At 65.7% G+C, this 20,198-nt stretch carries 20 protein-coding genes and 1 pseudogene; 12 read left to right on the plus strand and 9 right to left on the minus strand.

Going from position 1 to position 20,198, the window contains the following annotated elements; translation table 11 throughout:
• The first annotated feature begins 6 nt into the window (after positions 1-6).
• From tal to AC1D3B_RS22645, 3 genes are all read left to right on the plus strand, one after another.
• Positions 7-957, plus strand: coding sequence for a transaldolase (gene tal, locus AC1D3B_RS22635; protein WP_478192918.1), 951 nt, complete (start codon positions 7-9; stop codon positions 955-957).
• Positions 954-2,510 carry a glucose-6-phosphate isomerase gene (pgi, locus tag AC1D3B_RS22640; RefSeq protein ID WP_478192919.1) on the plus strand — a complete coding sequence of 519 codons (1,557 nt, stop codon included), beginning with the start codon at positions 954-956 and terminating at the stop codon, positions 2,508-2,510. Before tal ends, pgi begins: the two co-directional genes overlap by 4 nt.
• Positions 2,511-2,586: 76 nt before the next feature.
• Positions 2,587-2,937, plus strand: coding sequence for a DUF805 domain-containing protein (locus AC1D3B_RS22645; protein WP_478192920.1), 351 nt, complete (start codon positions 2,587-2,589; stop codon positions 2,935-2,937).
• A gap of 95 nt (positions 2,938-3,032) precedes the next feature.
• On the opposite strand, the gene groL is transcribed toward AC1D3B_RS22645, so the two are convergent.
• From groL to AC1D3B_RS22660, 3 genes and pseudogenes are all read right to left on the minus strand, one after another.
• Positions 3,033-4,682, minus strand: coding sequence for a chaperonin GroEL (gene groL / locus AC1D3B_RS22650; RefSeq protein WP_478192921.1), 1,650 nt, complete (start codon positions 4,680-4,682; stop codon positions 3,033-3,035).
• 49 nt (positions 4,683-4,731) lie between these two features.
• Positions 4,732-5,022: a co-chaperone GroES gene (groES, locus tag AC1D3B_RS22655; RefSeq protein ID WP_442284792.1), complete on the minus strand. Its 291-nt coding sequence runs from the start codon at positions 5,020-5,022 to the stop codon at positions 4,732-4,734.
• 350 nt (positions 5,023-5,372) lie between these two features.
• Positions 5,373-5,936, minus strand: a pseudogene (locus tag AC1D3B_RS22660) (IclR family transcriptional regulator); the annotation flags it as partial.
• Here AC1D3B_RS22660 and dctP point away from each other — a divergent pair.
• Positions 5,900-6,343, plus strand: a complete 444-nt coding sequence (gene dctP / locus AC1D3B_RS22665; protein ID WP_478192922.1) for a TRAP transporter substrate-binding protein DctP — start codon at positions 5,900-5,902, stop codon at positions 6,341-6,343. The pseudogene AC1D3B_RS22660 and the gene dctP overlap by 37 nt on opposite strands.
• An 89-nt stretch (positions 6,344-6,432) precedes the next feature.
• Positions 6,433-7,893, plus strand: coding sequence for a metal-dependent hydrolase family protein (locus AC1D3B_RS22670; protein ID WP_478192923.1), 1,461 nt, complete (start codon positions 6,433-6,435; stop codon positions 7,891-7,893).
• A 20-nt stretch (positions 7,894-7,913) separates the two neighbouring features.
• On the opposite strand, the gene AC1D3B_RS22675 is transcribed toward AC1D3B_RS22670, so the two are convergent.
• The 5 genes from AC1D3B_RS22675 to AC1D3B_RS22695 all read right to left on the minus strand — a co-directional run bounded on the left by AC1D3B_RS22675 (position 7,914) and on the right by AC1D3B_RS22695 (position 12,831).
• Entirely contained in the window at positions 7,914-8,672 is a 759-nt protein-coding gene (locus AC1D3B_RS22675) for an SDR family NAD(P)-dependent oxidoreductase (protein WP_478192924.1), read from the minus strand.
• 113 nt (positions 8,673-8,785) lie between these two features.
• Positions 8,786-9,826 (minus strand): VWA domain-containing protein, encoded by a 1,041-nt coding sequence (locus tag AC1D3B_RS22680; RefSeq protein WP_478192925.1) that lies wholly within the window; start codon positions 9,824-9,826, stop codon positions 8,786-8,788.
• Complete coding sequence (locus AC1D3B_RS22685) at positions 9,823-10,812, minus strand: DUF58 domain-containing protein (RefSeq protein ID WP_478192926.1); 990 nt, start codon at positions 10,810-10,812, stop codon at positions 9,823-9,825. Before AC1D3B_RS22685 ends, AC1D3B_RS22680 begins: the two co-directional genes overlap by 4 nt.
• Positions 10,793-11,809: an AAA family ATPase gene (locus AC1D3B_RS22690; protein ID WP_478192927.1), complete on the minus strand. Its 1,017-nt coding sequence runs from the start codon at positions 11,807-11,809 to the stop codon at positions 10,793-10,795. The genes AC1D3B_RS22685 and AC1D3B_RS22690 overlap by 20 nt, the downstream gene beginning before the upstream one ends.
• Before the next feature lie 29 nt (positions 11,810-11,838).
• The gene (locus tag AC1D3B_RS22695) at positions 11,839-12,831 is read right to left on the minus strand and encodes a S1C family serine protease (protein ID WP_478192928.1); all 993 of its coding nucleotides are present in this window, start codon (positions 12,829-12,831) and stop codon (positions 11,839-11,841) included.
• Positions 12,832-12,917: 86 nt separating this feature from the next.
• On the opposite strand from AC1D3B_RS22695, the gene AC1D3B_RS22700 reads away from it, so the two are divergent.
• Both AC1D3B_RS22700 and AC1D3B_RS22705 read left to right on the plus strand, forming a co-directional pair.
• Positions 12,918-13,778 (plus strand): TatD family hydrolase, encoded by an 861-nt coding sequence (locus AC1D3B_RS22700; RefSeq protein WP_478192929.1) that lies wholly within the window; start codon positions 12,918-12,920, stop codon positions 13,776-13,778.
• Positions 13,779-13,906: 128 nt separating this feature from the next.
• On the plus strand, positions 13,907-14,287 hold the full coding sequence (locus AC1D3B_RS22705) for a hypothetical protein (protein ID WP_478192930.1): 381 nt from the start codon (positions 13,907-13,909) through the stop codon (positions 14,285-14,287).
• A gap of 49 nt (positions 14,288-14,336) precedes the next feature.
• Here AC1D3B_RS22705 and AC1D3B_RS22710 read toward each other — a convergent pair whose 3' ends face one another.
• Positions 14,337-15,164, minus strand: a complete 828-nt coding sequence (locus AC1D3B_RS22710) for a mechanosensitive ion channel family protein (RefSeq protein ID WP_478192931.1) — start codon at positions 15,162-15,164, stop codon at positions 14,337-14,339.
• Positions 15,165-15,211: 47 nt separating this feature from the next.
• Here AC1D3B_RS22710 and AC1D3B_RS22715 point away from each other — a divergent pair, with 47 nt between their 5' ends.
• From AC1D3B_RS22715 to AC1D3B_RS22735, 5 genes are all read left to right on the plus strand, one after another.
• Complete coding sequence (locus AC1D3B_RS22715) at positions 15,212-15,745, plus strand: DNA-deoxyinosine glycosylase (protein WP_478192932.1); 534 nt, start codon at positions 15,212-15,214, stop codon at positions 15,743-15,745.
• Complete coding sequence (locus AC1D3B_RS22720; RefSeq protein ID WP_478192933.1) at positions 15,742-16,485, plus strand: class I SAM-dependent methyltransferase; 744 nt, start codon at positions 15,742-15,744, stop codon at positions 16,483-16,485. The genes AC1D3B_RS22715 and AC1D3B_RS22720 overlap by 4 nt, the downstream gene beginning before the upstream one ends.
• A gap of 114 nt (positions 16,486-16,599) precedes the next feature.
• A complete protein-coding gene (gene tfpB, locus AC1D3B_RS22725) occupies positions 16,600-18,384 on the plus strand; it encodes a type IV pilus assembly ATPase TfpB (protein WP_478192934.1) in 1,785 nt (594 codons plus the stop codon).
• A gap of 218 nt (positions 18,385-18,602) precedes the next feature.
• A complete protein-coding gene (locus tag AC1D3B_RS22730) occupies positions 18,603-19,091 on the plus strand; it encodes a tripartite tricarboxylate transporter TctB family protein (RefSeq protein WP_478192935.1) in 489 nt (162 codons plus the stop codon).
• 10 nt (positions 19,092-19,101) lie between these two features.
• Positions 19,102-20,198 (plus strand): tripartite tricarboxylate transporter permease (locus AC1D3B_RS22735; RefSeq protein WP_478192936.1); only part of this gene is annotated, 1,097 nt, incomplete at its 3' end.

The raw sequence follows: 20,198 nt of genomic DNA on the forward strand, positions 1-20,198 counted from the left end.
GGCCGTATGAACCAACTCGATGCACTCCGTCAATGGACCACCGTCGTGGCCGACACCGGTGATTTCCGTCAACTGGCCCAGTTCAAGCCGCGGGACGCGACGACCAATCCGTCGCTGATCCTCAAGGCCGTGCAGAAGCCGGAATACCGTCCCCTGCTGGACGAGGCCATCCAGAAGCACAAGGGCCGGCCCGTCGACGAGGTGATCGATCGGTTGCTGGTGCGCTTCGGCACCGAGATTCTGTCGATCATCCCCGGGCGCGTCTCGACCGAAGTCGACGCCCGGTTGAGTTTCGATACGGAAGCCACCATCGCCCGTGCGGAGCGCATCGTCGCCCTCTATCGCGCGGAGGGCGTCGATATCGAAAAGCGGCTGCTGGTCAAGATCGCCTCCACCTGGGAAGGCATCGAGGCAGCGCGGCAGCTCGAGAAGAAGGGCATCCACTGCAACCTCACGCTGCTGTTCTCGTTCGCGCAGGCCGTGGCTTGCGGCGCGGCCGGGGTGAAACTGATCTCGCCCTTCGTCGGGCGCATCTACGACTGGTACAAGAAATCGGCCGGCGGCAACTGGAACGAAGCCGCCAGCGCGGGCGCCAACGATCCGGGCGTGAAGTCGGTGCGCCAGATCTTCGACTATTACAAGAAGCACGGCGTGGCGACCGAAGTCATGGGCGCGAGCTTCCGCAATGTCGGGCAGATCGCGGCGCTTGCCGGCTGCGACCTGCTGACGATCAGTCCCGAACTCCTGGCCGAGCTGGCTGCCAGTGAAGCACCTTTGACGCATGCGCTCGACGCGGACGCCGCGAAGCGACTCGACATCCCGAAACTGGCGCTGGACGAAGCGGCGTTCCGCTACGCGTTGAATGAGGATGCGATGGCGACGGAAAAGCTGGCCGAGGGCATTCGTGCATTCGCGGCGGACGCGGTCAAGCTCGAGAAGCTCATGGAGGCGACATGACGAGAACCCGTTGCGATCGAACGGCCGCATGGGCCGACCTCCAGTTGCACTACGACAAGGTCGGGCTCGGTTTCGATATTCGGAAGGCCTTTGCCGCCGATCCGAAGCGCTTCGGCGCGTTGAGCCAGTCGGCGCCGTATCTCTTCGCCGACATGTCGAAGAACCTGACCGATGCGCGGACCGAAGAGCTGCTGCTCGCCGTCGCGCGCGAATCGGGCCTGGAAGCGCATCGGGACGCGATGTTTGCGGGCGAGCACATCAACGCGACCGAAGACCGCGCGGTGCTGCATACGTTGCTCAGGCGGCCGGCTTCGGCGCCTGTTGCTGGCGACCTGGCCGGCGCATTCGGCGACGTGCAAGCCACTCTGACGGCAATGCTTGCGTTCGCCGAGGAGGTCCGCGCCGACCACACGATCACCGACGTGGTCAACATCGGCATCGGTGGGTCCGATCTCGGGCCGCAGATGGCGGTGCTCGCGCTCGATGAGTACGTGGCGCCGGGCAAGCGATTCCATTTCGTCTCGAATGTCGACGGGCACGAACTGGCGGGCGTGCTGCGCGGCCTGGCACCCGAGCACACGCTGTTCCTGATCGCGTCGAAGACGTTCACGACGGCCGAGACGATGGCGAACGCGCTGTCGGCCAAGCGCTGGTTCGAACAGTCCGGCAGTGTGGACATCGCCCGCCATTTCGCCGCGCTCACGACCAACGTCGAGGCTGCGCGCGCATTCGGGATCGAGACGACCTTCGGCTTCTGGGACTGGGTCGGCGGGCGCTATTCGCTCTGGTCCGCGATCGGCCTGCCGATTGCGCTGGCGATCGGCGCGGAGGGTTTTCGCAGCCTGCTTGCCGGCGCGCATGCGATGGACGAACACTTTCGCACTGCGCCGCTCGCGCAGAACCTGCCCGTGCGGCTGGGGCTGCTCGACGTGTGGTACCGCAACTTCCACCGCTACACCAGCCGCGGCATCGCCCCCTATCACAGCGCGCTCAAGCGCCTGCCGGCCTACCTGCAGCAGCTCGAAATGGAGAGCAACGGCAAGCAGGTGGACATGACCGGCACGACGCTGACTTTCGGAACTTCGCCCGTGCTGTGGGGCGAGCCGGGCACCAATGGGCAGCATGCCTATTTCCAGATGCTGCACCAGGGCACGGACGTCGTTCCGATGGAATTCATCGCGGTGCGCGATGCCGCGCACGATCTCGAAGGCCATCACCCCAAGCTGCTGGCCAACGCGCTGGCACAGGCCCAGGCGCTCATGGTCGGCCAGCGCGACGAGGGCGGCCACCGGAATTTCCCCGGAAACCGGCCCAGCACCTTCTTCGTCATGGACAAGCTGACGCCGGAATCGCTCGGTGCCTTTCTTGCGCTCTACGAGCACCGCGTGTTTACCAGCGGCTCGCTCTGGGGCATCAACAGCTTCGACCAATGGGGTGTCGAACTCGGCAAGGTGCTGGCGAAGGACATCGAACCGCGGCTGGCCTCGGGCAATGCCCAGGGACTGGACGCGTCCACCGCCGGGTTGCTCGAACGCCTGCGCCAGCCTGTTTGAAGCGTTCGGGGTTGGCGGCCGCTCGATATGATGGCCGCGGGGTTTTCCCGTGGGAATCAACGAGAGGAGTTTGCACATGAACTTTCAACAGGCCGTTCAGACCTGCTTTCGCAAGTACGTCGACTTTTCGGGTCGGGCATCGCGTCCCGAGTACTGGTGGTTCATCCTGGCGTATTTCATCGCCGCGTTTGTCACTGGCTTCATTCACGAGTACCTGAATCTCATCGTGGTGCTCGCCTTCCTGCTGCCGCAACTGGCGGCCGGCGCGCGCCGCCTGCATGACATCGGCAAGAGCGGCTGGTGGCTGCTGCTCGGACTGATCCCGGTGATCGGCGGCCTGGTGCTCCTGTACTTCGCGGTGCAGCCGAGCCAGCCCGAATCCAACGAGTACGGGCCGCCGCCGGCGCTGGAGCCGGTAGGCGCGTGATCGGCGCACCGAAGCCCGTCACCTGTCTCTCAAAGTAAAAAAACCCCGCGGCGCGAGCCACGGGGTTTTTCAGTTGGCTGGAAGCCGGGCGCGAATTACATGCCCATGCCGCCCATGCCACCCATGCCGCCCATGTCGGGCATGCCGCCGCCGGCAGCTTCGTCCTTCGGTGCGTCGGCGACCATGGCCTCGGTCGTCAGCAGCAGCGAGGACACCGAAGCGGCGTTCTGCAGTGCGGTGCGGGTCACCTTGGTCGGGTCCAGGATGCCCAGCTCGAGCATGTCGCCATAGCTGTCGTTCTGGGCGTTGAAGCCGTAGTTGCCCTTGCCGGCCAACACAGCGTTCACGACCACCGAGGCTTCGCCACCGGCGTTGTTGACGATCTCGCGCAGGGGCGCTTCGATGGCCTTGAGCACCAGCTTGATGCCGGCGTCCTGGTCAGCGTTGTCGCCCTTGAGCTTGTCGCCCACGGCTTGCTTGGCGCGCAGCAGGGCCACGCCACCACCGGCAACCACGCCTTCTTCCACTGCAGCGCGGGTTGCGTGCAGGGCGTCTTCGACGCGTGCCTTCTTTTCCTTCATTTCGACTTCAGTGGCAGCGCCGACCTTGATCACTGCCACGCCGCCGGCCAGCTTGGCCACGCGCTCTTGCAGCTTTTCACGGTCGTAGTCGCTGGTCGCTTCCTCGATCTGCACGCGCACTTGCTTCACGCGGGCTTCGATGTCGCCAGCGGCACCGGCGCCGTCGATGATGATGGTGTTTTCCTTGCCCACTTCGATGCGCTTGGCCTGGCCCAGGTCGGCCAGCGTCACCTTCTCGAGCGTCAGGCCCACTTCTTCAGCGATGACCTTGCCGCCCGTCAGGATGGCGATGTCTTCCAGCATGGCCTTGCGGCGGTCGCCGAAGCCAGGTGCCTTGACGGCCACGACCTTCAGGATGCCGCGGATCGTGTTCACGACCAGCGTTGCCAGGGCTTCGCCTTCGACTTCTTCGGCGATGATCAGCAGCGGCCGGCCGGCCTTGGCCACTTGCTCCAGCGTGGGGAGCAGGTCGCGGATGTTGCTGATCTTCTTGTCGAACAGCAGCACGAACGGGTTCTCAAGGATCGCGCTTTGCTTTTCGGGGTTGTTGATGAAGTAGGGCGACAGGTAGCCGCGGTCGAACTGCATGCCTTCGACGACGTCGAGTTCGCTGTCGAGCGACTTGCCGTCTTCCACGGTGATCACGCCTTCCTTGCCGACCTTGTCCATCGCGTCAGCGATGAGCTTGCCGATGGTTTCGTCGCTGTTGGCCGAGATCGAGCCGACTTGCGCGATTTCCTTGGAGGTGGTCGTGGCCTTGGAAGCCTTCTTCAGCTCGGCGACGAGGGCGGTGACCGCCTTGTCGATGCCGCGCTTCAGGTCCATCGGGTTCATGCCGGCAGCCACCAGCTTGAAACCTTCGCGAACGATGGCTTGTGCCAGCACGGTCGCGGTGGTGGTGCCGTCGCCGGCGTTGTCCGAAGTCTTGGAGGCCACTTCCTTCACGAGCTGGGCGCCCATGTTCTGGAGCTTGTCCTTGAGCTCGATTTCCTTGGCGACCGATACGCCGTCCTTGGTCACGGTGGGGGCGCCGAAGGAGCGCTCGAGCACCACGTTGCGGCCCTTGGGGCCCAGGGTCACTTTGACTGCGTTGGCGAGGATGTTCACACCTTCGACCATGCGCGCGCGGGCTTCGCCGCCGAAGACTACGTCTTTTGCTGCCATGAGAGTTCTCCGAGATTCAGTTGGATGGGGGGATGACCGGGGCGAGAAATTACTTCTCGACGACCGCGAACAGGTCGTCTTCCTTCATGACCAGCAGTTCGTCGCCGTCGACCTTGACGGTCTGGCCGCTGTACTTGCCGAACAGGACGCGGTCACCGACCTTGATGTTCATGGCGATCAGGTCGCCCTTGTCGTTCTTCTTGCCAGGGCCAACGGCCAGGACTTCGCCCTGATCGGGCTTTTCGGCCGCGTTGTCGGGGATCACGATGCCCGAGGCGGTCTTGGTTTCGCTTTCAATGCGCTTGACGATCACGCGATCGTGCAAAGGACGAAGTTTCATTGCATCTCCTGATAAGAAACGGGGTTTTGTTCGGGCACTGGCGTGGTTGCCGGCGCCACATCGTCTGAAGACAGGTGTTGTTAGCACTCAGCTTCAACGAGTGCTAATCATAAGGGTGTTTTTCACGGTTTCAAGGCTTGACCGCTTCGATCGGTCCTGCGCCGTGGCCAGCGGGGTCGACGGCGTGAGCCTCAATTTCGACGACGACGCGCGCATGCGGGCGGACGCGCTGCGTTCGCGCCGGTTCGGCTTCGGTGGCAAGCTGTGCATCCACCCGATCGGGCGATGCGTATCGTCAGGAGGGCCGTCCGGACGGCGCGTCCTAGGTTTCCGTCGCTCTGTCGCGGGCTTCAGGCCCTGCGCTTGAACATCGCCGAGCCGCCGCTGGCAAGCGCAACGTCATAGGCGGTCGCGAGCAGGGCCGGGCCGAGCGCCAGCATGCGTTCCTCCGTCAGCCGCACCGACGGCCCCGCAATCGTGATCACGCCGATGGCTGCGCCATTGCCGCTGCGCACCGACGCGGCCATCGCCGCCATGGCGGGCGCGAACACCTCGTTGATCATGCTGAAGCCGCGCTTGCGTGCCGCGCGGATGTAGGTCAGGAGTGCCTTGACGGTCGTCGGCGCCTTCGGGCCGAAGTCTTCCGGCTTGCCGAAACCCTGCTTGGCGACGAGCTTGAGGGCCTCTTCGTCCGTCATGGTCGAGAACCATGCATGGCCCGCGGAACTGCACGACAGGTTGACCGAAAGACCCATGTCCGGGTCGTAGCGCAAGCCCGTCGTCGCGCCCTGCGCCTTGGCGACGAAGGTCAGCTCGTCGCCATCGACGACCGCGAGGCGCACCAGTTCGCCGGACTCCGCGGCGAGGCGATCGAGCAATGGCTGCGCGACATCGACGACGCCGGTGTTGCTCAGCGCTGGACCAGAAGGCAGTCGACGGGCAGGAAAACCCCAACACCGTGATCCTGTCGTCCAAGTTCGCCGAGGTGCAGAAGTACCTCACGCAGACGCGTCACATCTACAACCCGCAGGCGCTGATCGTCAGCAGGAAGACCTGGGACGGCATGAGCGCCGAGGAGAAGAAGATCATCTCCGATGCGGCCGCCGAGGCAACGACCTTCCAGCGCCAGGTTTCGCGCGGTGCCGCGGACAGCGCGCTCGAAGCGCTCAAGACGGCTGGCATGACCGTCACCGAACTGTCGCCGGCCGAAATGGCCAGGCTGCGTGAGAAGGTCAAGCCGGTGGTCGAGAAGTACACGGCGTCGGTGGGTGAAGACACCGTCAAGGAACTAAGGGCCGAAATCTCGAAGGTTCGCAAGTAGGGAAGTCCGGGAGGCGACGAGCAGGGCTGCTCGTTCGCCTTGGCATTCAGTGCGGGTGACGGCAGACTGTCGGGCACTGGAGGTTATTCATGTACGCATGCGAATCCATGGCAGACGGCTCCGAGATCAGCCGTGCCGTCTGTATTTGTCACCGGCCTGAAATCGGAGCCCTCACCCGTCGGATCAACGCGGATCTCTCGCGGCGCGGATTCGTCGTCGGCATGGCCGCCTCGGTGGCCTCGCTGGGGCTTCCGTTCCGCGTGAACGCCCAGCCCGCGCCGCCTGCGCAGGCCGGGCCGATCGTCCTGACCAACTTCCGCCTGTTCGACGGCAAGGGCGCCACATTGCGCGATGGCCTCCATCTGGTGGTCGAAGGGAACCGGATCAAGTCGGTCGGCAGCGGCGCGCCGGCCGCGCCCGCGGGTGCACAGACGATCAACTGCGGTGGCCGTGTCGTCATGCCAGGACTCATCGACGCCCATTGGCACGCGTTGTTCGCGGGCTTGCCGCTCCCGGTGCTCCTGCAGGGCAACATCGGTTACATCCATCTTGCGGCCAGCGCCGAAGCCGAGCGCACGTTGTTGCGTGGCTACACCACGGTGCGTGACCTGGGCGGTCCCGCGTTCGCATTCAAACAGGCGATCGACGAGGGACTGATACCAGGCCCGCGCATCTACCCTTCGGGTGCAATGATCACCGGCAGCGGCGGGCACGGCGACCTGCGCCCGCTGTCCGACGTGCCGCGCAATCCGGGGACCCCGAGCTTCGTCGAGCAAACCGGCGCCGCCGCCATCGTCGACAGTCCCGACGAGATCCGGCTGCGTGTGCGCGAGCAACTCACGCAAGGCGCGTCGCAGATCAAACTCGTGGGTGGCGGCGGTGTCTCGTCACCGCGCAGCCCGCTGGACCTGACCACGTTGTCGGAAGCTGAACTCCGCGCGGGCGTCGAGGTCGCCAAGGACTGGAACACCTACGTCACCGTGCACGCCTATGCGTCGACGACCGTGCAGCGCGCGATCACGGCAGGCGCCCGCTGCGTGGAGCACGCGCACCTGATGGACGAGACGACCGCGAAGATGTTCGCGGACAAGGGCGTCTGGCTCAGCATCCAGCCTTTCCTGTCGGAGGAAGACACCGGGCCGCTGGGCGGTCCGAATCTTGTGGCCGCGCGGCAGGTGTTTGCGGGAACCGACAACGCCTACAAGCTCGCCAGGAAGCACAAGATCAAGACGGCGTGGGGCTCCGACATGCTGTTCTCGGCGGCGCTCGCGCAGCGCCAGGGCATCATGCTGTCGCACCTGGCGAGGTGGTATTCGAACAGCGAGATTCTCGTGATGGCGACTTCCAACAATGCGGAGCTCCTGAACCTCTCGGGGCCGCGCAATCCCTATCCGGGAAAGCTCGGCGTCATCGAGGAGGGCGCCTACGCCGATCTGCTGCTGGTCGACGGCAACCCGATCGAGAACATCGCGCTCCTGGCGAATCCCGACAGCAGCCTTCTGATCGTCATGAAGGACGGCAAGATCCACAAGAACACGCTCAAGGCCTGAGCGGCCAGCTCTGCAGGCGGTCAGCCGGCGATGGAATAACCGCCATCGACAGGGATGGCGGTGCCCGTCACGAAGTCCGAAGCCGCGCTGGCGAGGAACACCGCGATGCCCGCCATGTCCTCGGGCTGGCCCCAGCGTCCTGCGGCGGTGCGCGCGATCACGCGTTCGTTGAGGCCGGGCACCTGCGCCCGCGCGCCATCGGTCAGCTCGGTCTGGATCCAGCCGGGCAGCACCGCATTGACCTGGATGCCGTCGGCCGCCCACGAGGTGGCCATCGACCGGGTCAATTGCACGATACCGCCCTTGCTCGCACCGTAGGCCGGCGAATAGGGCGCGCCGAAGATCGACATCATCGAGCCGATGTTGATGATCTTTCCGCCACCGGCCGCCTTGAGGTGCGGATAGGCGGCGCGGCAGCAGAGGAAGGCGCTGGTGAGGTTGGTGTCCATTACCTGGTTCCACTCGGCCAGCGTGAGCTGGTCCACGGGCTTGCGCACCGTGGTGCCCGCGTTGTTGACCAGGATATCGAGCCGCCCGCAACGCGCGGCCGCCTCATCGAAGAGCGTCTGCACCGAACCCTCATCGGTCACGTCGGCCGCCAGCGCGAAGCTGTCGCTGCCCAGCGCCTGGAGCGCATCGACCGCGGCGGACGACTTCTGGGGATTGCGCGCCGCCACGACGACTCTTGCCCCGGCCTTCGCCAACCCCTTCGCCATACCCAGGCCGATGCCGCCGTTGCCGCCAGTGACGAGCGCGACTTTCCCAGTCAGATCAAACATCCGGTGCTCCTTTGTGGACGGGCTCTAGTTCTTGCCCTTTGCCTCCGCGCGCGGCGGGCTCGGCAACCCCGCCTCGGCACGGATCGCCGGGGCGCGTGGAATTATTGCGACAGCTACAGGATGCGGTTGAACCAGAGCAGCGACAGGCCGGCCGAGAGCAGCGCCAGCGCGGCGGCGCCCATCGCGAAGAGCGCCGATATTTCGGTCTCCTTCTTCTCGACGGTCAGGCGCGAGCTCAGCGTGTTGTAGACCTTCTTCAGGTCGTTCGCGGTGCCCGCGTAGAAGTAGTCGGCCTGTGTCTTGTTGGCGATGGCCTTGAGCGTTTCCTCGTCCAGCCGCACGCGCATCGACCAGCCCTCGAAGCCGATCGTCTCGCCGTCGACCGTGCCGATGCCCACCGTGTAGACGCGCACGCCGCGATCGGCCGCCACCTTGGCCGCGTCGAGCGGGTCGACACCGGTGGTGCGCTGGCCGTCGGTCAGCATGATGATCGCGGCCGAGGTGTACGAGCCGGGCGTGACCGGGGTGAATTCCTTCGGCGGCGGCTTCCCGACGCGATCGATCGCCACGCCGCGCTCGCGGCTTTGCGGGCCGAAGTCGGAGATGTCGATGCCCGCGTCCGGGAACAGCGTGGCAAGCGAGACGACGATGGCGTTGCCGGTCGCCGTCGCGCGCTGAAGCTGGAACGAGTCGATCGCCGTGATCAAGTCCTCGCGATTGGTGGTCGGCAATTGCGCCACCTGTGCACTTCCCGCGAAGGCGACGATGCCGACCTTCACGGTGCGCGGAAGTTCCTTGATGAAGCTCTTGGCCGCGTCCTGTGCTGCGACGAGCCGATTGGGTAGCACGTCGGCCGCGCGCATGCTGCCGGACACGTCCATCGCCAGGATGATGGTCTGCTGGTTCGACGGCAGCACAACCACGGCCATCGGCCGGGCGGCGGCGATCAGCATCGCGACGAGCGCGAGCATGAAGAGGAAGGGCGGAATGTGCCGGCGCACGGTTTGGCCGGCGCCAATCGCCTCGCGCACGATCGAGAGGCTGGCGTAGCGCAAGGCGAGCTTCTTCTTTCGGCGCATCAGCCAGACATACAACAGCACCAGCAGCGGAATCGCAAGCAGGAGCCAGAGGAATTGGGGCCAGAGAAAAGTCATGCTGCCGCCTTGGGGTTCGCCGGCCCGGCGCGCACGCGGCGCTTGCGCATGTCGGCAAAGCGCACGATGGCTTCCACCAGGTCGTCATCTGTGGAGAGTTCCAGCGCATCCACACCAATCTTGGCCAGCGTCTCGCGCAAGGTGGCTTCGCGTTCCGCGGCGATGCGCGCGAATCGCTTTCTGAAACCCGCGTCGTGGGTGTCCACCCAGAGTTGCTCGCCGGTCTCGGCATCGCGCAGCGGGACCAGTCCGAGGTCGGGGAGTTCGAGTTCGAGTGGATCGAAGAGGCGCACCGCCACCACGTCATGCCGCTGCACGATGTGCGCCAGCGGGCGTTCCCAGCCCGGCTCGCTCATGAAGTCGGACACCACGAACACGGTCGAGCGACGCGGCATCAGCATGGCGGCGGACTTGAGCAGGTCCGCGAGGCGGGTCATGCCCTTCTGGTTGGGCGCGATCTTGTCCGCGCGGCGCTCCATGGCATGCAGCAGGTGCAGCACGTGCCGCCGGCCACTGCGCGGCGGAATCACCGCCTCGACATCGTTGCCGTAGACCATCGCGCCGACCCGGTTGCCATGCCGCGTCAGCAGGCGCGCAATGACGCCGACGAAACCGGCGGAGATCTCGCGCTTGGCGCGGGTGCCGGAGCCGAAGTCGACGGAGCGGCTCAGGTCGAGCACGAACCACGCGGCCATCTCGCGGTCTTCGGTGAACACGCGCACGTGCGGCGTCTGCAGGCGCGCGGTGACGTTCCAGTCGATATGGCGCACGTCGTCGTGGTGCTGGTATTCGCGCAGGTCGGCCAGGTCGAGGCCGGTGCCGCGCATCAGCGTGCGGTAGTCCCCCTGCAACAGGCCGTCGAGCCGACGGATGACCGTCCACTCGAGGCGGCGCAGGGCGCGCTCGACACCGCTCGCCGCAGCTTCGGCCGCGGCGAGTTGTTCGTCGTTCGCTGCCTTCGCGCGTCTAGGCCACCAGCTTTTCATGTTCGAGCGGCTTGGCTGGCGCGGGCACGGCCCGCATGATCTTGTCGACCAGGCTGTCCGGCGTGAGCCCTTCGGAAAGCCCTTCGTACGAAAGCGTCACGCGGTGGCGCAGTACGTCGGGCACCAGCGCGGTCATGTCCTCCGGCAGCGCATAGCTGCGGCCGCGCAGCAGCGCCAGCGCGCGCGCGCCTTCGGTCAGGTTGATGCTGGCGCGCGGACTGGCGCCGAAGGTGATGAAGCGGCGCATCTCCTTGAGGCCGTGCTTCTCCGGCGTGCGTGTCGCCGACACGAGCTTCACCGCGTACTGGATCAGCGAAGGGTCGACGTAGACGCGGCGGGCCTCCGCCTGCAAGGCCGCGAGCTGGTCGGTGGTCGCGACCGGCGCGGCTTCGACCAGCGGGCCGATCACGCGCTCGACGATCACGAACTCTTCCTCGTCGGTCGGGTAGTCGACCAGCACTTTCATCATGAAACGGTCGACCTGCGCCTCGGGCAGCGGGTAGGTGCCTTCGGTCTCGATCGGGTTCTGCGTCGCCATCACGAGGAACGGGCGCGGCACTTTGTGCGTCTCGCCGGCGATCGTGACTTGGCGCTCCTGCATCACCTCGAGCAATGCGCTCTGCACCTTGGCCGGCGCGCGGTTGATTTCGTCGGCCAGCAGCAGGTTCGCGAAGACGGGGCCCAGCGAGGTGCTGAAGTCCCCGGTCTTCTGGTTGTAGATGCGCGTGCCGACCAGGTCCGCCGGCACCAGGTCGGGCGTGAACTGGATGCGCTTGAATTGCCCGCGCACGGTGTCGGCCAGGGTCCTCACCGTCAGCGTCTTGGCGAGACCGGGTACGCCTTCGACCAGCAGGTGTCCACCCGCCAGCATCGCGACCATGACTCTTTCGAGAAAGCGGTCCTGTCCGACGACGACCCGCTTCACCTGATAGAGGATCTGCTCCATCAGTTCGGCAGTGGCAGTGGCGGCGCCGGGCGATTCGGTCTCTGTGCTCATGCGAAGTGCTTTCGTTGGTGTCGTCGGAATCAGAACGGCGGTGAGCCGGCTGCGCTGGCGGCGTTCTCGATCGGCACGGCGAATCCGATGCCGATGAATGTGCGCTGCTGGGTCGGGTTGAGGATGGCGGTCACAATGCCGAGCACCTCGCCATTCATGTTGATGAGCGGCCCGCCCGAATTGCCGGGATTGGCGGCGGCGTCGAACTGGATCAGGTTCCCAAGTTCCTGCTTGCCTTCCGGCGAGCGGAACGAGCGCTTGAGGCCCGACACCACGCCGGCCGACACCGAGGGACCGATGCCGAACGGGAAACCGACAGCCACCACCTGGTCGCCTGGCATCAGGTCGGCCGTCGATCGCATCGTCGCGGGGATGAGGTCGTCGGGCAGCTTCTGGGCCTGCAGCACGGCGAGGTCGTTCTCGGGCTGCACGCCGGTCACCGTGGCGGGCGCTTCGAGCCCGTCGGCGAAGGTGACCTTGATGCTCTCCGCGCCGGCAACGACGTGGAGGTTGGTCAGGATGATCCCCTTGTCGACGATCACCACGCCGGTGCCCACGCCGCGCTCGACCAGTTGCCCGGGTCCGGACGGTTCCGGTGGCGCTTCCGGCGGCTTGCCCTTGGCGAGGTTGCGCCCGCGCTTCTCGGTCTTGGCTTCGGGCGTGGTCTTCTCGGTGCCGTAGCCGACGACGCGCACGACGGACGGGCGGATGATCTCGGCTGCCTTGGCTGCGGGCGAGGGCAGGGTGGCGGTCTGCAAGGTGCGCAAGACGGCCGAGTCGATGTCTTTCTGCGTGAGCGTGTGCGTGCCCTGCCGTGGCCACATCGCGACGCCGGTGGCACCCATGGCAACGACCAAGGCCACCAGGGCGCCGAAGCTGCGGCGGCCGGGTTGCCAGCGTGGAGCAGCCACTGCCGCAGGCACGACGGGCGCGTCAGGTGGACCGGAAGCGCCGGGCGCCACGGGTTCGGCCGCATCCTGCGGCCCTCGGGGCGAGCGGCTGTAGAAAGCAGGCCTGCGCATCGGGCACCTCCGGCAAAAGAGAACGCTTGAGGAGGCACGGTAGCACGCTTTCCGCGGCCGTGCATCCATTCGGGCATCATCGCCCGATGGTCTCCTACGTCGATACCCATTGCCACCTCGACGCGCCCGAATTCGGAGCGGAAATGCCCCAGATACGGGCGCGCGCGTCGCGTCGGGGCGTGGCGCTTTGCGTCATTCCGGCGGTGGCCGCGTTCAACTTCACGGCGGTCCGGGAACTGGCCCATCTTCAGGGCGATGCCTATGCGCTCGGCATCCATCCGCTGTGCACGGGCGAGGCGCTGGACGAGCATCTTGAAATACTGGATGGCGAACTCAGTCAGCGGCGCGACGACCCCCGCCTGGTGGCCGTGGGCGAGATCGGCCTCGACTATTTCGTCGAGGGGCTGGATCCTGAAAAGCAGGAGCGCTTCTTTCACACTCAGTTGCAACTCGCGCGCAAGCACGAGCTGCCGGTGGTCATCCACGTGCGGCGCTCGGTGGACAAGGTCCTGAAGCACTTGCGGCAGGTCGCGCCGGGGCAGACGTGGCACGGCATCGCGCATGCGTTCAACGGCAGCGAGCAACAGGCGCAGGCCTGCATCGACCTCGGGCTCAAGCTGGGTTTCGGCGGCGCGGTGACCTTCGAGCGCGCGCTGCAATTGCGGCGGCTCGCGGCGACTTTGCCGCTGGAGTCCATCGTCATGGAAACCGATTCGCCCGACATCCAGCCGCACTGGATCTACCGTACGCAGGCGCAGCGCGATGCGGGGGAGCCGCAGGGGCGCAACGAACCGGGCGAACTGCCGCGCATCGCCGAGGTGGTGGCCGGCCTGCGCGGCATCGAGCCGGCGGTTCTGGCCGAAGCGACCACTCGCAATGCCGTCGCGGCCCTGCCTCGTCTGTCTTCGCTGATCGGCGTGTCGGTCGGACGCCCGGGTGCCGCGTAGGAAGAGCGCCCGATTTGCGTCCCGGCACCTGATGCCGCGGTTTTCGGTGTCATCCTTGAGCCCTGTGCACTCGTTGCATCACAGTGGCGAGTCTGTCACTCCAACTCATTCATACAAGGACCTTTCCAATGACCTCATCCATCAACGTTCGCACCCTGTCGGCCTCCATGGCCGTGGCCCTCGCCTGCATCGGCGGGTCGGCATTTGCGCAAAGCACCACCCAGAAGGCCGAAAACGCCGGCGAGAAGGCCTGGGACGCGACCAAGAGCGGTACCGAGAAAGCGTGGGACGCCACCAAGAGCGGCAGTGAAAAGGCCTGGGATGCCACCAAGAGCGGCACTCACAAGGCCGTGAAGGCGACCGAGAAGGGCGCGAAGGCAACCGGCAAGGCCGTGGACAACGTGGCCAGCGATGCTGCCGCGGGCACACGCAAGGTCGGCGACAAGATCGGCGAGAAGATCCCGGGCACGGCTCAGAACGAGGCCGTCAAGCAGGGCGCGAAGCCCTGATCCTTGTTCAGCCCTCGAACGAAAAAACCCGCCTCGGCGGGTTTTTTCTTTATGTCGCCGGGGTTCCGACGGCCCGGCGGACGAACGGCGTCTCAGGCGTCGGGTAACCAGCCGCCCCGAACGTCTTCACTACCGCGCGGTGCGTGTCGAAATACACCTGCCAGTAGTGATCGGTATGCGTGTACGGCCGCACGGCCAGTAGCGGACCCTCGGGCGTGAACTGGAGGATCTCGATATCGGGCGGCTGCTCCTTGGAGACGTTGGGAATATTGCTCACCTCGGCCTTGAGCAACGCGATGGCTTGGTTCACGTCCACGCCGTTGGCAACCTTCGCGGTGGTGTCGACACGCCGAATCGGAAGTTGGCTGAAGTTCTGGATCGTCTCCGACAACACCTTGTTGTTGCCCACCGTAGCGATGACGTTGTCGGGCGTGACCAGCGTGGTGCCGAACAGGCCCAGTTCCTTGACAGTCCCGTTGATGCCGCCACCGACGGTGACGTAGTCGCCTACCTTGTACGGCCGCAGCACCTGGAGGAACACGCCTGCCGCGAAGTGCGTCAGCAAGCCGCCCCACGCCGTGCCGATCGCCAGACCGGCGCCGGCCAGCAGCACCGCGAACGAAGTCGTCCTGACGCCGAACATGTCCAGGATCGAGAGGATCAGGACGATGTTGAGTATGACGCCGAGGATCGAGACCATGTAGTTGCTCAGCGTCGGATCCATGCGCTTGCCGCGCGCCAGCGCCTTGGCTACGAGGCGCTGCGCGAGCCCGATCAGCCATCGCCCGATGCCCCAGGCGATCAGGGCGCCGATCACTTTCAGGCCAAAATCCACCCCCTGCGTCGTCAGGAAAATCCAGATCGCTTCCGTATTCATGTTCTTCTCCTCACAGGTGCCGGTGCTTCTGCAGTCCGGCAAGCGTTATGGATAAGCCAGCTTCGCACCCAGGCGACGCGAAGGCTGTGCTCACGGGGCTGGCGCCAATCGTTTCTGGCAACACCGCCCTGTTGGTACTCGGCAGCTTTCCAGGAGCTCGGTCGATTGCGCAGCAGCGGTATTATGCGCACCCGCAGAACCACTTCTGGAGAATTTTGCAGGCCCTGTGGCCCGGAAACCCGCTTCCAGCGGGCGAAGACAGCTATCAAAAGCGTAGCAAGTGGTTGCTCGACCGCGGGCTTGGCGTGTGGGATGTCTACGCCAGTTGCGAGCGCGAGGGCAGCCTCGATTCGGCGATCCGCGATGCGGTCGTCAACGACATCGCGAGTCTCCAACTGCCGGAGCTGGCGGCGATCGCCCACAACGGCGGCGAGAGTTTCAAGCATGCGCGGCACACGCGCACGCTGGGTGTGCCGGTCCATCGGCTGCCATCATCGAGCCCGGCCAATGCGTCGTGGAGCTTCGAGCGCAAGGTCCAGGCATGGCGCGAGGTGTTCGAAAGGTATCTGGTCATTCCATGAAGGTCTCCCTACCCGAGGTCAATTTCTCCGATTGGGGAGACGTGCGCTACCTGCATCTGGGCACCGAGTGGGTGCAGGGCTCGATGAAGCTCGACGCGCCCTTCGAGATCGAACTCGAATACGTGCAGCGGATGATGGCGTGGCTGCTCTTCGTCGAAGCCACCAGCGTGCCCAAGCGTCACGCGATGCAACTGGGCCTGGGCGCGGCGAGCCTCACCAAGTTCTGCCGCAAGACGCTCCGCATGCGCACCACGGCGGTCGAACTCAACCCGCAGGTCGTCGCGGCATGCCGGGGGTGGTTCAAGCTGCCGGCCGATGACACCAAGCTCCAGGTGGTGGTGGCCGACGCGGCCGTCGAGATCCGCAAACCGCAGTGGGCGGGCACGGTCGATGCGCTCCAGGTCGACCTCTACGACCACGAGGCCGCAGCGCCCGTGCTCGACAGCGAGGACTTCTATGCCGATTGCCGCGCCATGCTGACCGAAGACGGCTGCATGACGGTCAACCTGTTCGGCCGGTCGTCCAGCTACGAGCGCAGCCTGGAGAAGATCTCCGCGGTGTTCGGCGAAGACGCGGTCTGGGCGTTCAAGCCGACGCGCGAGGGCAACACGGTCGTGGTCGCCCAGCGCAACGCCAGCCGGCCCAAGCGCCCCGCGCTTGCCGAGCGCGCCCAAACCATCCAGACTCGATGGGGCCTGCCCGCACCCAAGTGGCTGCGCGTGTTCAAACCTCAAGTATGAGCACACCCCCAGGCTTGCCCGCTTCGCGTGGCCGCCCACCCCCTTGCAGGGGGCAACACCGGCGGCCCGGCGGAGCCGGTTCCGCGGTGTTTCTCGAACGAACATTGTCTTGATATGAATGCTGCTGTGTCGCTACCTGCCTCTTCGAGCCACGAAGGCCCGCTCGATCTGCGCCATTTGATCGAATGGCTGGCGAAGGATGGCGTGATCTCGCCGGTGGAAGCCAAGCGCACGCTCGCGCGCTGCGCGCAGGCCGAGAGCCGCCAGGCGCCGCTGGTTCGGTTGGCCAACGTGGCGATGACGCGCGAGAGCGACGGCAAGCCGCTCGATCTGGAGATGCTCACGCAATGGCTCGCAGGTCGTGCGGGGCTCACCTATCTGCGCATCGACCCGCTCAAGGTCGACGTGGGCAAGGTGGCCGACACCATGAGCGCGGCCTACGCCGAGCGGCACAAGGTGCTGCCGGTGCAGGTGACCCCGAGCGAAGTCGTGGTCGCCACGGCCGAGCCCTTCCTCACCGACTGGATCGCTGAAGTCGAACGCCAATCGCGCCGTTCGGTGCGGCGCGTGGTCGCGAACCCGACCGACATCCAGCGCTACACGGCCGAGTTCTTTGCGCTGGCCAAGTCGGTCCGGGCGGCGCAGAAGGCCGGCGGCAACACGGGCGGTGCGAGCTTCGAACAGCTCGTCGAGCTCGGCAAGAGCAACAAGCAGCTCGACGCCAACGACCAGAGCGTGGTGCAGGTGGTCGACTGGCTCTGGCAGTACGCCTTCGACCAGCGCGCGAGCGACATCCACCTGGAGCCGCGCCGCGACCAGGGCGTGATCCGCTTTCGCATCGACGGCGTATTGCATCCCGCCTACCAGATGCCGATGGGCGTGATGAACGCGATGGTCGCGCGCATCAAGCTGCTCGGCCGCATGGACGTGGTCGAAAAGCGCAGGCCGCTCGATGGTCGCATCAAGACCCGCAACATCCGCGGCGACGAGGTCGAAATGCGCCTCTCGACATTGCCGACAGCCTTCGGCGAGAAGATGGTGATGCGGATCTTCGACCCCGACACGGCGGTCAAGGACCTCGACGCGCTCGGCTTCGCGCAGCATGACGCGCGGCGCTGGGAGCAGCTCGTGTCGCGGCCGCACGGCATCATCCTTGTGACCGGGCCGACAGGCTCGGGCAAGACGACCACCTTGTATTCCACGCTCAAGCGCGTCGCGACCGAGGAAGTCAACGTCAGCACGATCGAGGACCCGATCGAAATGATCGAGCCTTCCTTCAACCAGACGCAGGTGCAGCATCAGCTCGACTTCGGATTCATCGAAGGCTTGCGCGCCCTGATGCGGCAGGACCCGGACATCATCATGGTCGGCGAAATCCGCGACCTGGCGACGGCCGAGATGGCTGTGCAGTCGGCGCTGACCGGCCACCTCGTCTTCAGCACGCTGCACACCAACGATGCCCCGAGCGCAATCACGCGGCTGATGGAACTGGGCGTACCGTCCTACCTGATCAACGCGGTGATGCTCGGCGTGCTCGCCCAGCGCCTGGTCCGCACCCTGTGCCCCCATTGCAAGGAACCTGACGAATCGGTGACCCGCGAGAAGCTCGCCGAGTTCGTCTCGCCGTGGCAGATCAACGGCTCCGTGCGCGCGTACAAGCCGGTCGGCTGCGTCGACTGCCGCATGACCGGCTACATGGGCCGCATGGGCCTGTATGAACTCCTCAGCATCACCGAGGCGTTCAAGGGCGAGGTCACCAAGGAGCCCAACATGGTCTCCCTGCGTCGCCAGGCCGTCGCCGACGGCATGCGCCCCCTGCGTCTCGCCGGCGCCCTGCGCGTCGCGGAGGGCGTCACGACCATAGAAGAAGTCCTCAGCGCCACGCCTCCGCTGGAATAGTCGCGGCCGGCGCAGCCAGGCCCCTTCGTGGAACACCGAGGAACCGGCTTTGCCGGGCCGCCGGTGTTGCCCCCGGCAGGGGGTGGCGTCCACACGAAGTGAGTAAGCCTGGGGGCGAGCTCGGGATTACCCGGAGCCCGCGATTAGTGGAATCCACATCCACCTGACTTCTGCCTGACCACACAATCTCCGATCGAAATTTTTCGTGGAGACCATTCGTGAAGATCAAGAGTCAGAAAGACTTTTTCTCGGGGGTGATGTTTGCCGTCGTCGGGGTCGCGTTCGCCTGGGGCGCGACGACCTACAACGTCGGCAGCGGCGCCCGCATGGGGCCCGGCTACTTCCCGCTGATGCTGGGCATCCTGATGGCCATCATCGGCCTCGCCATCATGTTCACCGGCCTCACGGTCGAGACCGAGGACGGTGAGCTGATTGGCAAGTGGGCCTGGAAGCAGGTGGTGTACATCATCGGCGCCAACCTCGCCTTCGGCGTGCTGCTCGGCGGCCTGCCGAGCATCGGCGTGCCGGCGATGGGCATGATCATCGCGATCTATGCGCTCGTGATCATCGCCAGCCTCGCGGGCAGCGAATTCGATCTCCGCAAGGTGCTGATCCTCGCGACGGTGCTGGCCGTCGGCAGCTACATCGCCTTCATCTGGGCGCTGAAGCTGCAGATCCAGGTGTGGCCCACCTTCATCACGGGTTGAGGACGACAACATGGATCTCGTAGCAAATCTCTCGCTGGGTTTTGGCGTCGCCTTCACCTTCACCAACCTGCTGTATTGCCTGGTCGGTTGCATCCTGGGCACGCTGATCGGCGTGCTGCCGGGCATCGGCCCCGTCGCGACCATCGCGATGCTGCTGCCCGCCACCTACGCGCTGCCCCCCGTGTCGGCGCTGATCATGCTGGCCGGCATCTACTACGGCGCGCAGTACGGCGGCTCCACCACCGCCATCCTGGTGAACCTGCCAGGCGAATCGTCTTCCGTGGTGACCGTGATCGACGGCTACCAGATGGCGCGCAAGGGGCGGGCCGGTCCCGCGCTCGCTGCTGCCGGCCTGGGCTCGTTCTTCGCGGGTTGCGTCGGCACGCTGATCCTGGCGGCCTTCGCACCGCCGCTGACCGAACTGGCTTTCAAGTTCGGTCCTGCCGAGTACTTCTCGCTGATGGTGCTCGGCCTGATCGGCGCCGTGGTGCTGGCTTCGGGCTCGCTGCTCAAGGCCATTGCGATGATCGTGCTGGGCCTGCTGATGGGGCTGGTCGGCACCGACGTGAACTCGGGTGTCGCGCGCTTCAGCTTCGACATCCCCGAACTCACGGACGGCATCGGCTTCGTGACCATCGCCATGGGCGTGTTCGGCTACGGCGAAATCATTGCCAACCTGTCGCGCCCCGAGCACGAGCGTGAGGTGTTCACCGCCAAGGTGTCCGGCCTGTTCCCGACCAAGGAAGACTTCAAGCGCATGCTGCCCGCGGTGCTGCGCGGCACCTCCCTCGGCGCGGCACTCGGCATCCTTCCGGGCGGTGGCGCGCTGCTGGCGGCCTTCGCGGCCTACACCATCGAGAAGAAGACCAAGCTGCATCCGGGCGAAGTGCCCTTCGGCAAGGGCAACATCCGCGGCGTCGCGGCGCCCGAGTCGGCCAACAACGCCGGCGCGCAGACCTCCTTCATCCCGCTGCTGACGCTGGGCATTCCGCCCAACGCCGTGATGGCGCTGATGGTGGGTGCGATGACCATCCACAACATCCAGCCCGGCCCGCAGGTGATGACCAGCAACCCCGAACTCTTCTGGGGCCTGATCGCCTCGATGTG

The organism is Variovorax sp. P5_A3 (assembly GCF_056400665.1).

Excerpts from the sequence above, each read along its gene's own strand:
- tfpB (WP_478192934.1), top strand. The coding sequence starts at position 16,600 with ATGAATGCTGCTGTGTCGCTACCTGCCTCTTCGAGCCACGAAGGCCCG.
- AC1D3B_RS22675 (WP_478192924.1), bottom strand. The coding sequence starts at position 8,672 with ATGTTTGATCTGACTGGGAAAGTCGCGCTCGTCACTGGCGGCAACGGC.
- AC1D3B_RS22695 (WP_478192928.1), bottom strand. The coding sequence starts at position 12,831 with ATGCGCAGGCCTGCTTTCTACAGCCGCTCGCCCCGAGGGCCGCAGGAT.
- AC1D3B_RS22720 (WP_478192933.1), top strand. The coding sequence starts at position 15,742 with ATGAAGGTCTCCCTACCCGAGGTCAATTTCTCCGATTGGGGAGACGTG.
- AC1D3B_RS22710 (WP_478192931.1), bottom strand. The coding sequence starts at position 15,164 with ATGAATACGGAAGCGATCTGGATTTTCCTGACGACGCAGGGGGTGGAT.
- AC1D3B_RS22705 (WP_478192930.1), top strand. The coding sequence starts at position 13,907 with ATGACCTCATCCATCAACGTTCGCACCCTGTCGGCCTCCATGGCCGTG.
- dctP (WP_478192922.1), top strand. The coding sequence starts at position 5,900 with ATGGCTGCGCGACATCGACGACGCCGGTGTTGCTCAGCGCTGGACCAG.
- AC1D3B_RS22670 (WP_478192923.1), top strand. The coding sequence starts at position 6,433 with ATGTACGCATGCGAATCCATGGCAGACGGCTCCGAGATCAGCCGTGCC.
- pgi (WP_478192919.1), top strand. The coding sequence starts at position 954 with ATGACGAGAACCCGTTGCGATCGAACGGCCGCATGGGCCGACCTCCAG.
- AC1D3B_RS22680 (WP_478192925.1), bottom strand. The coding sequence starts at position 9,826 with ATGACTTTTCTCTGGCCCCAATTCCTCTGGCTCCTGCTTGCGATTCCG.
- tal (WP_478192918.1), top strand. The coding sequence starts at position 7 with ATGAACCAACTCGATGCACTCCGTCAATGGACCACCGTCGTGGCCGAC.
- groES (WP_442284792.1), bottom strand. The coding sequence starts at position 5,022 with ATGAAACTTCGTCCTTTGCACGATCGCGTGATCGTCAAGCGCATTGAA.
- AC1D3B_RS22690 (WP_478192927.1), bottom strand. The coding sequence starts at position 11,809 with ATGAGCACAGAGACCGAATCGCCCGGCGCCGCCACTGCCACTGCCGAA.
- AC1D3B_RS22645 (WP_478192920.1), top strand. The coding sequence starts at position 2,587 with ATGAACTTTCAACAGGCCGTTCAGACCTGCTTTCGCAAGTACGTCGAC.
- groL (WP_478192921.1), bottom strand. The coding sequence starts at position 4,682 with ATGGCAGCAAAAGACGTAGTCTTCGGCGGCGAAGCCCGCGCGCGCATG.
- AC1D3B_RS22715 (WP_478192932.1), top strand. The coding sequence starts at position 15,212 with ATGGATAAGCCAGCTTCGCACCCAGGCGACGCGAAGGCTGTGCTCACG.
- AC1D3B_RS22700 (WP_478192929.1), top strand. The coding sequence starts at position 12,918 with ATGGTCTCCTACGTCGATACCCATTGCCACCTCGACGCGCCCGAATTC.
- AC1D3B_RS22685 (WP_478192926.1), bottom strand. The coding sequence starts at position 10,812 with ATGAAAAGCTGGTGGCCTAGACGCGCGAAGGCAGCGAACGACGAACAA.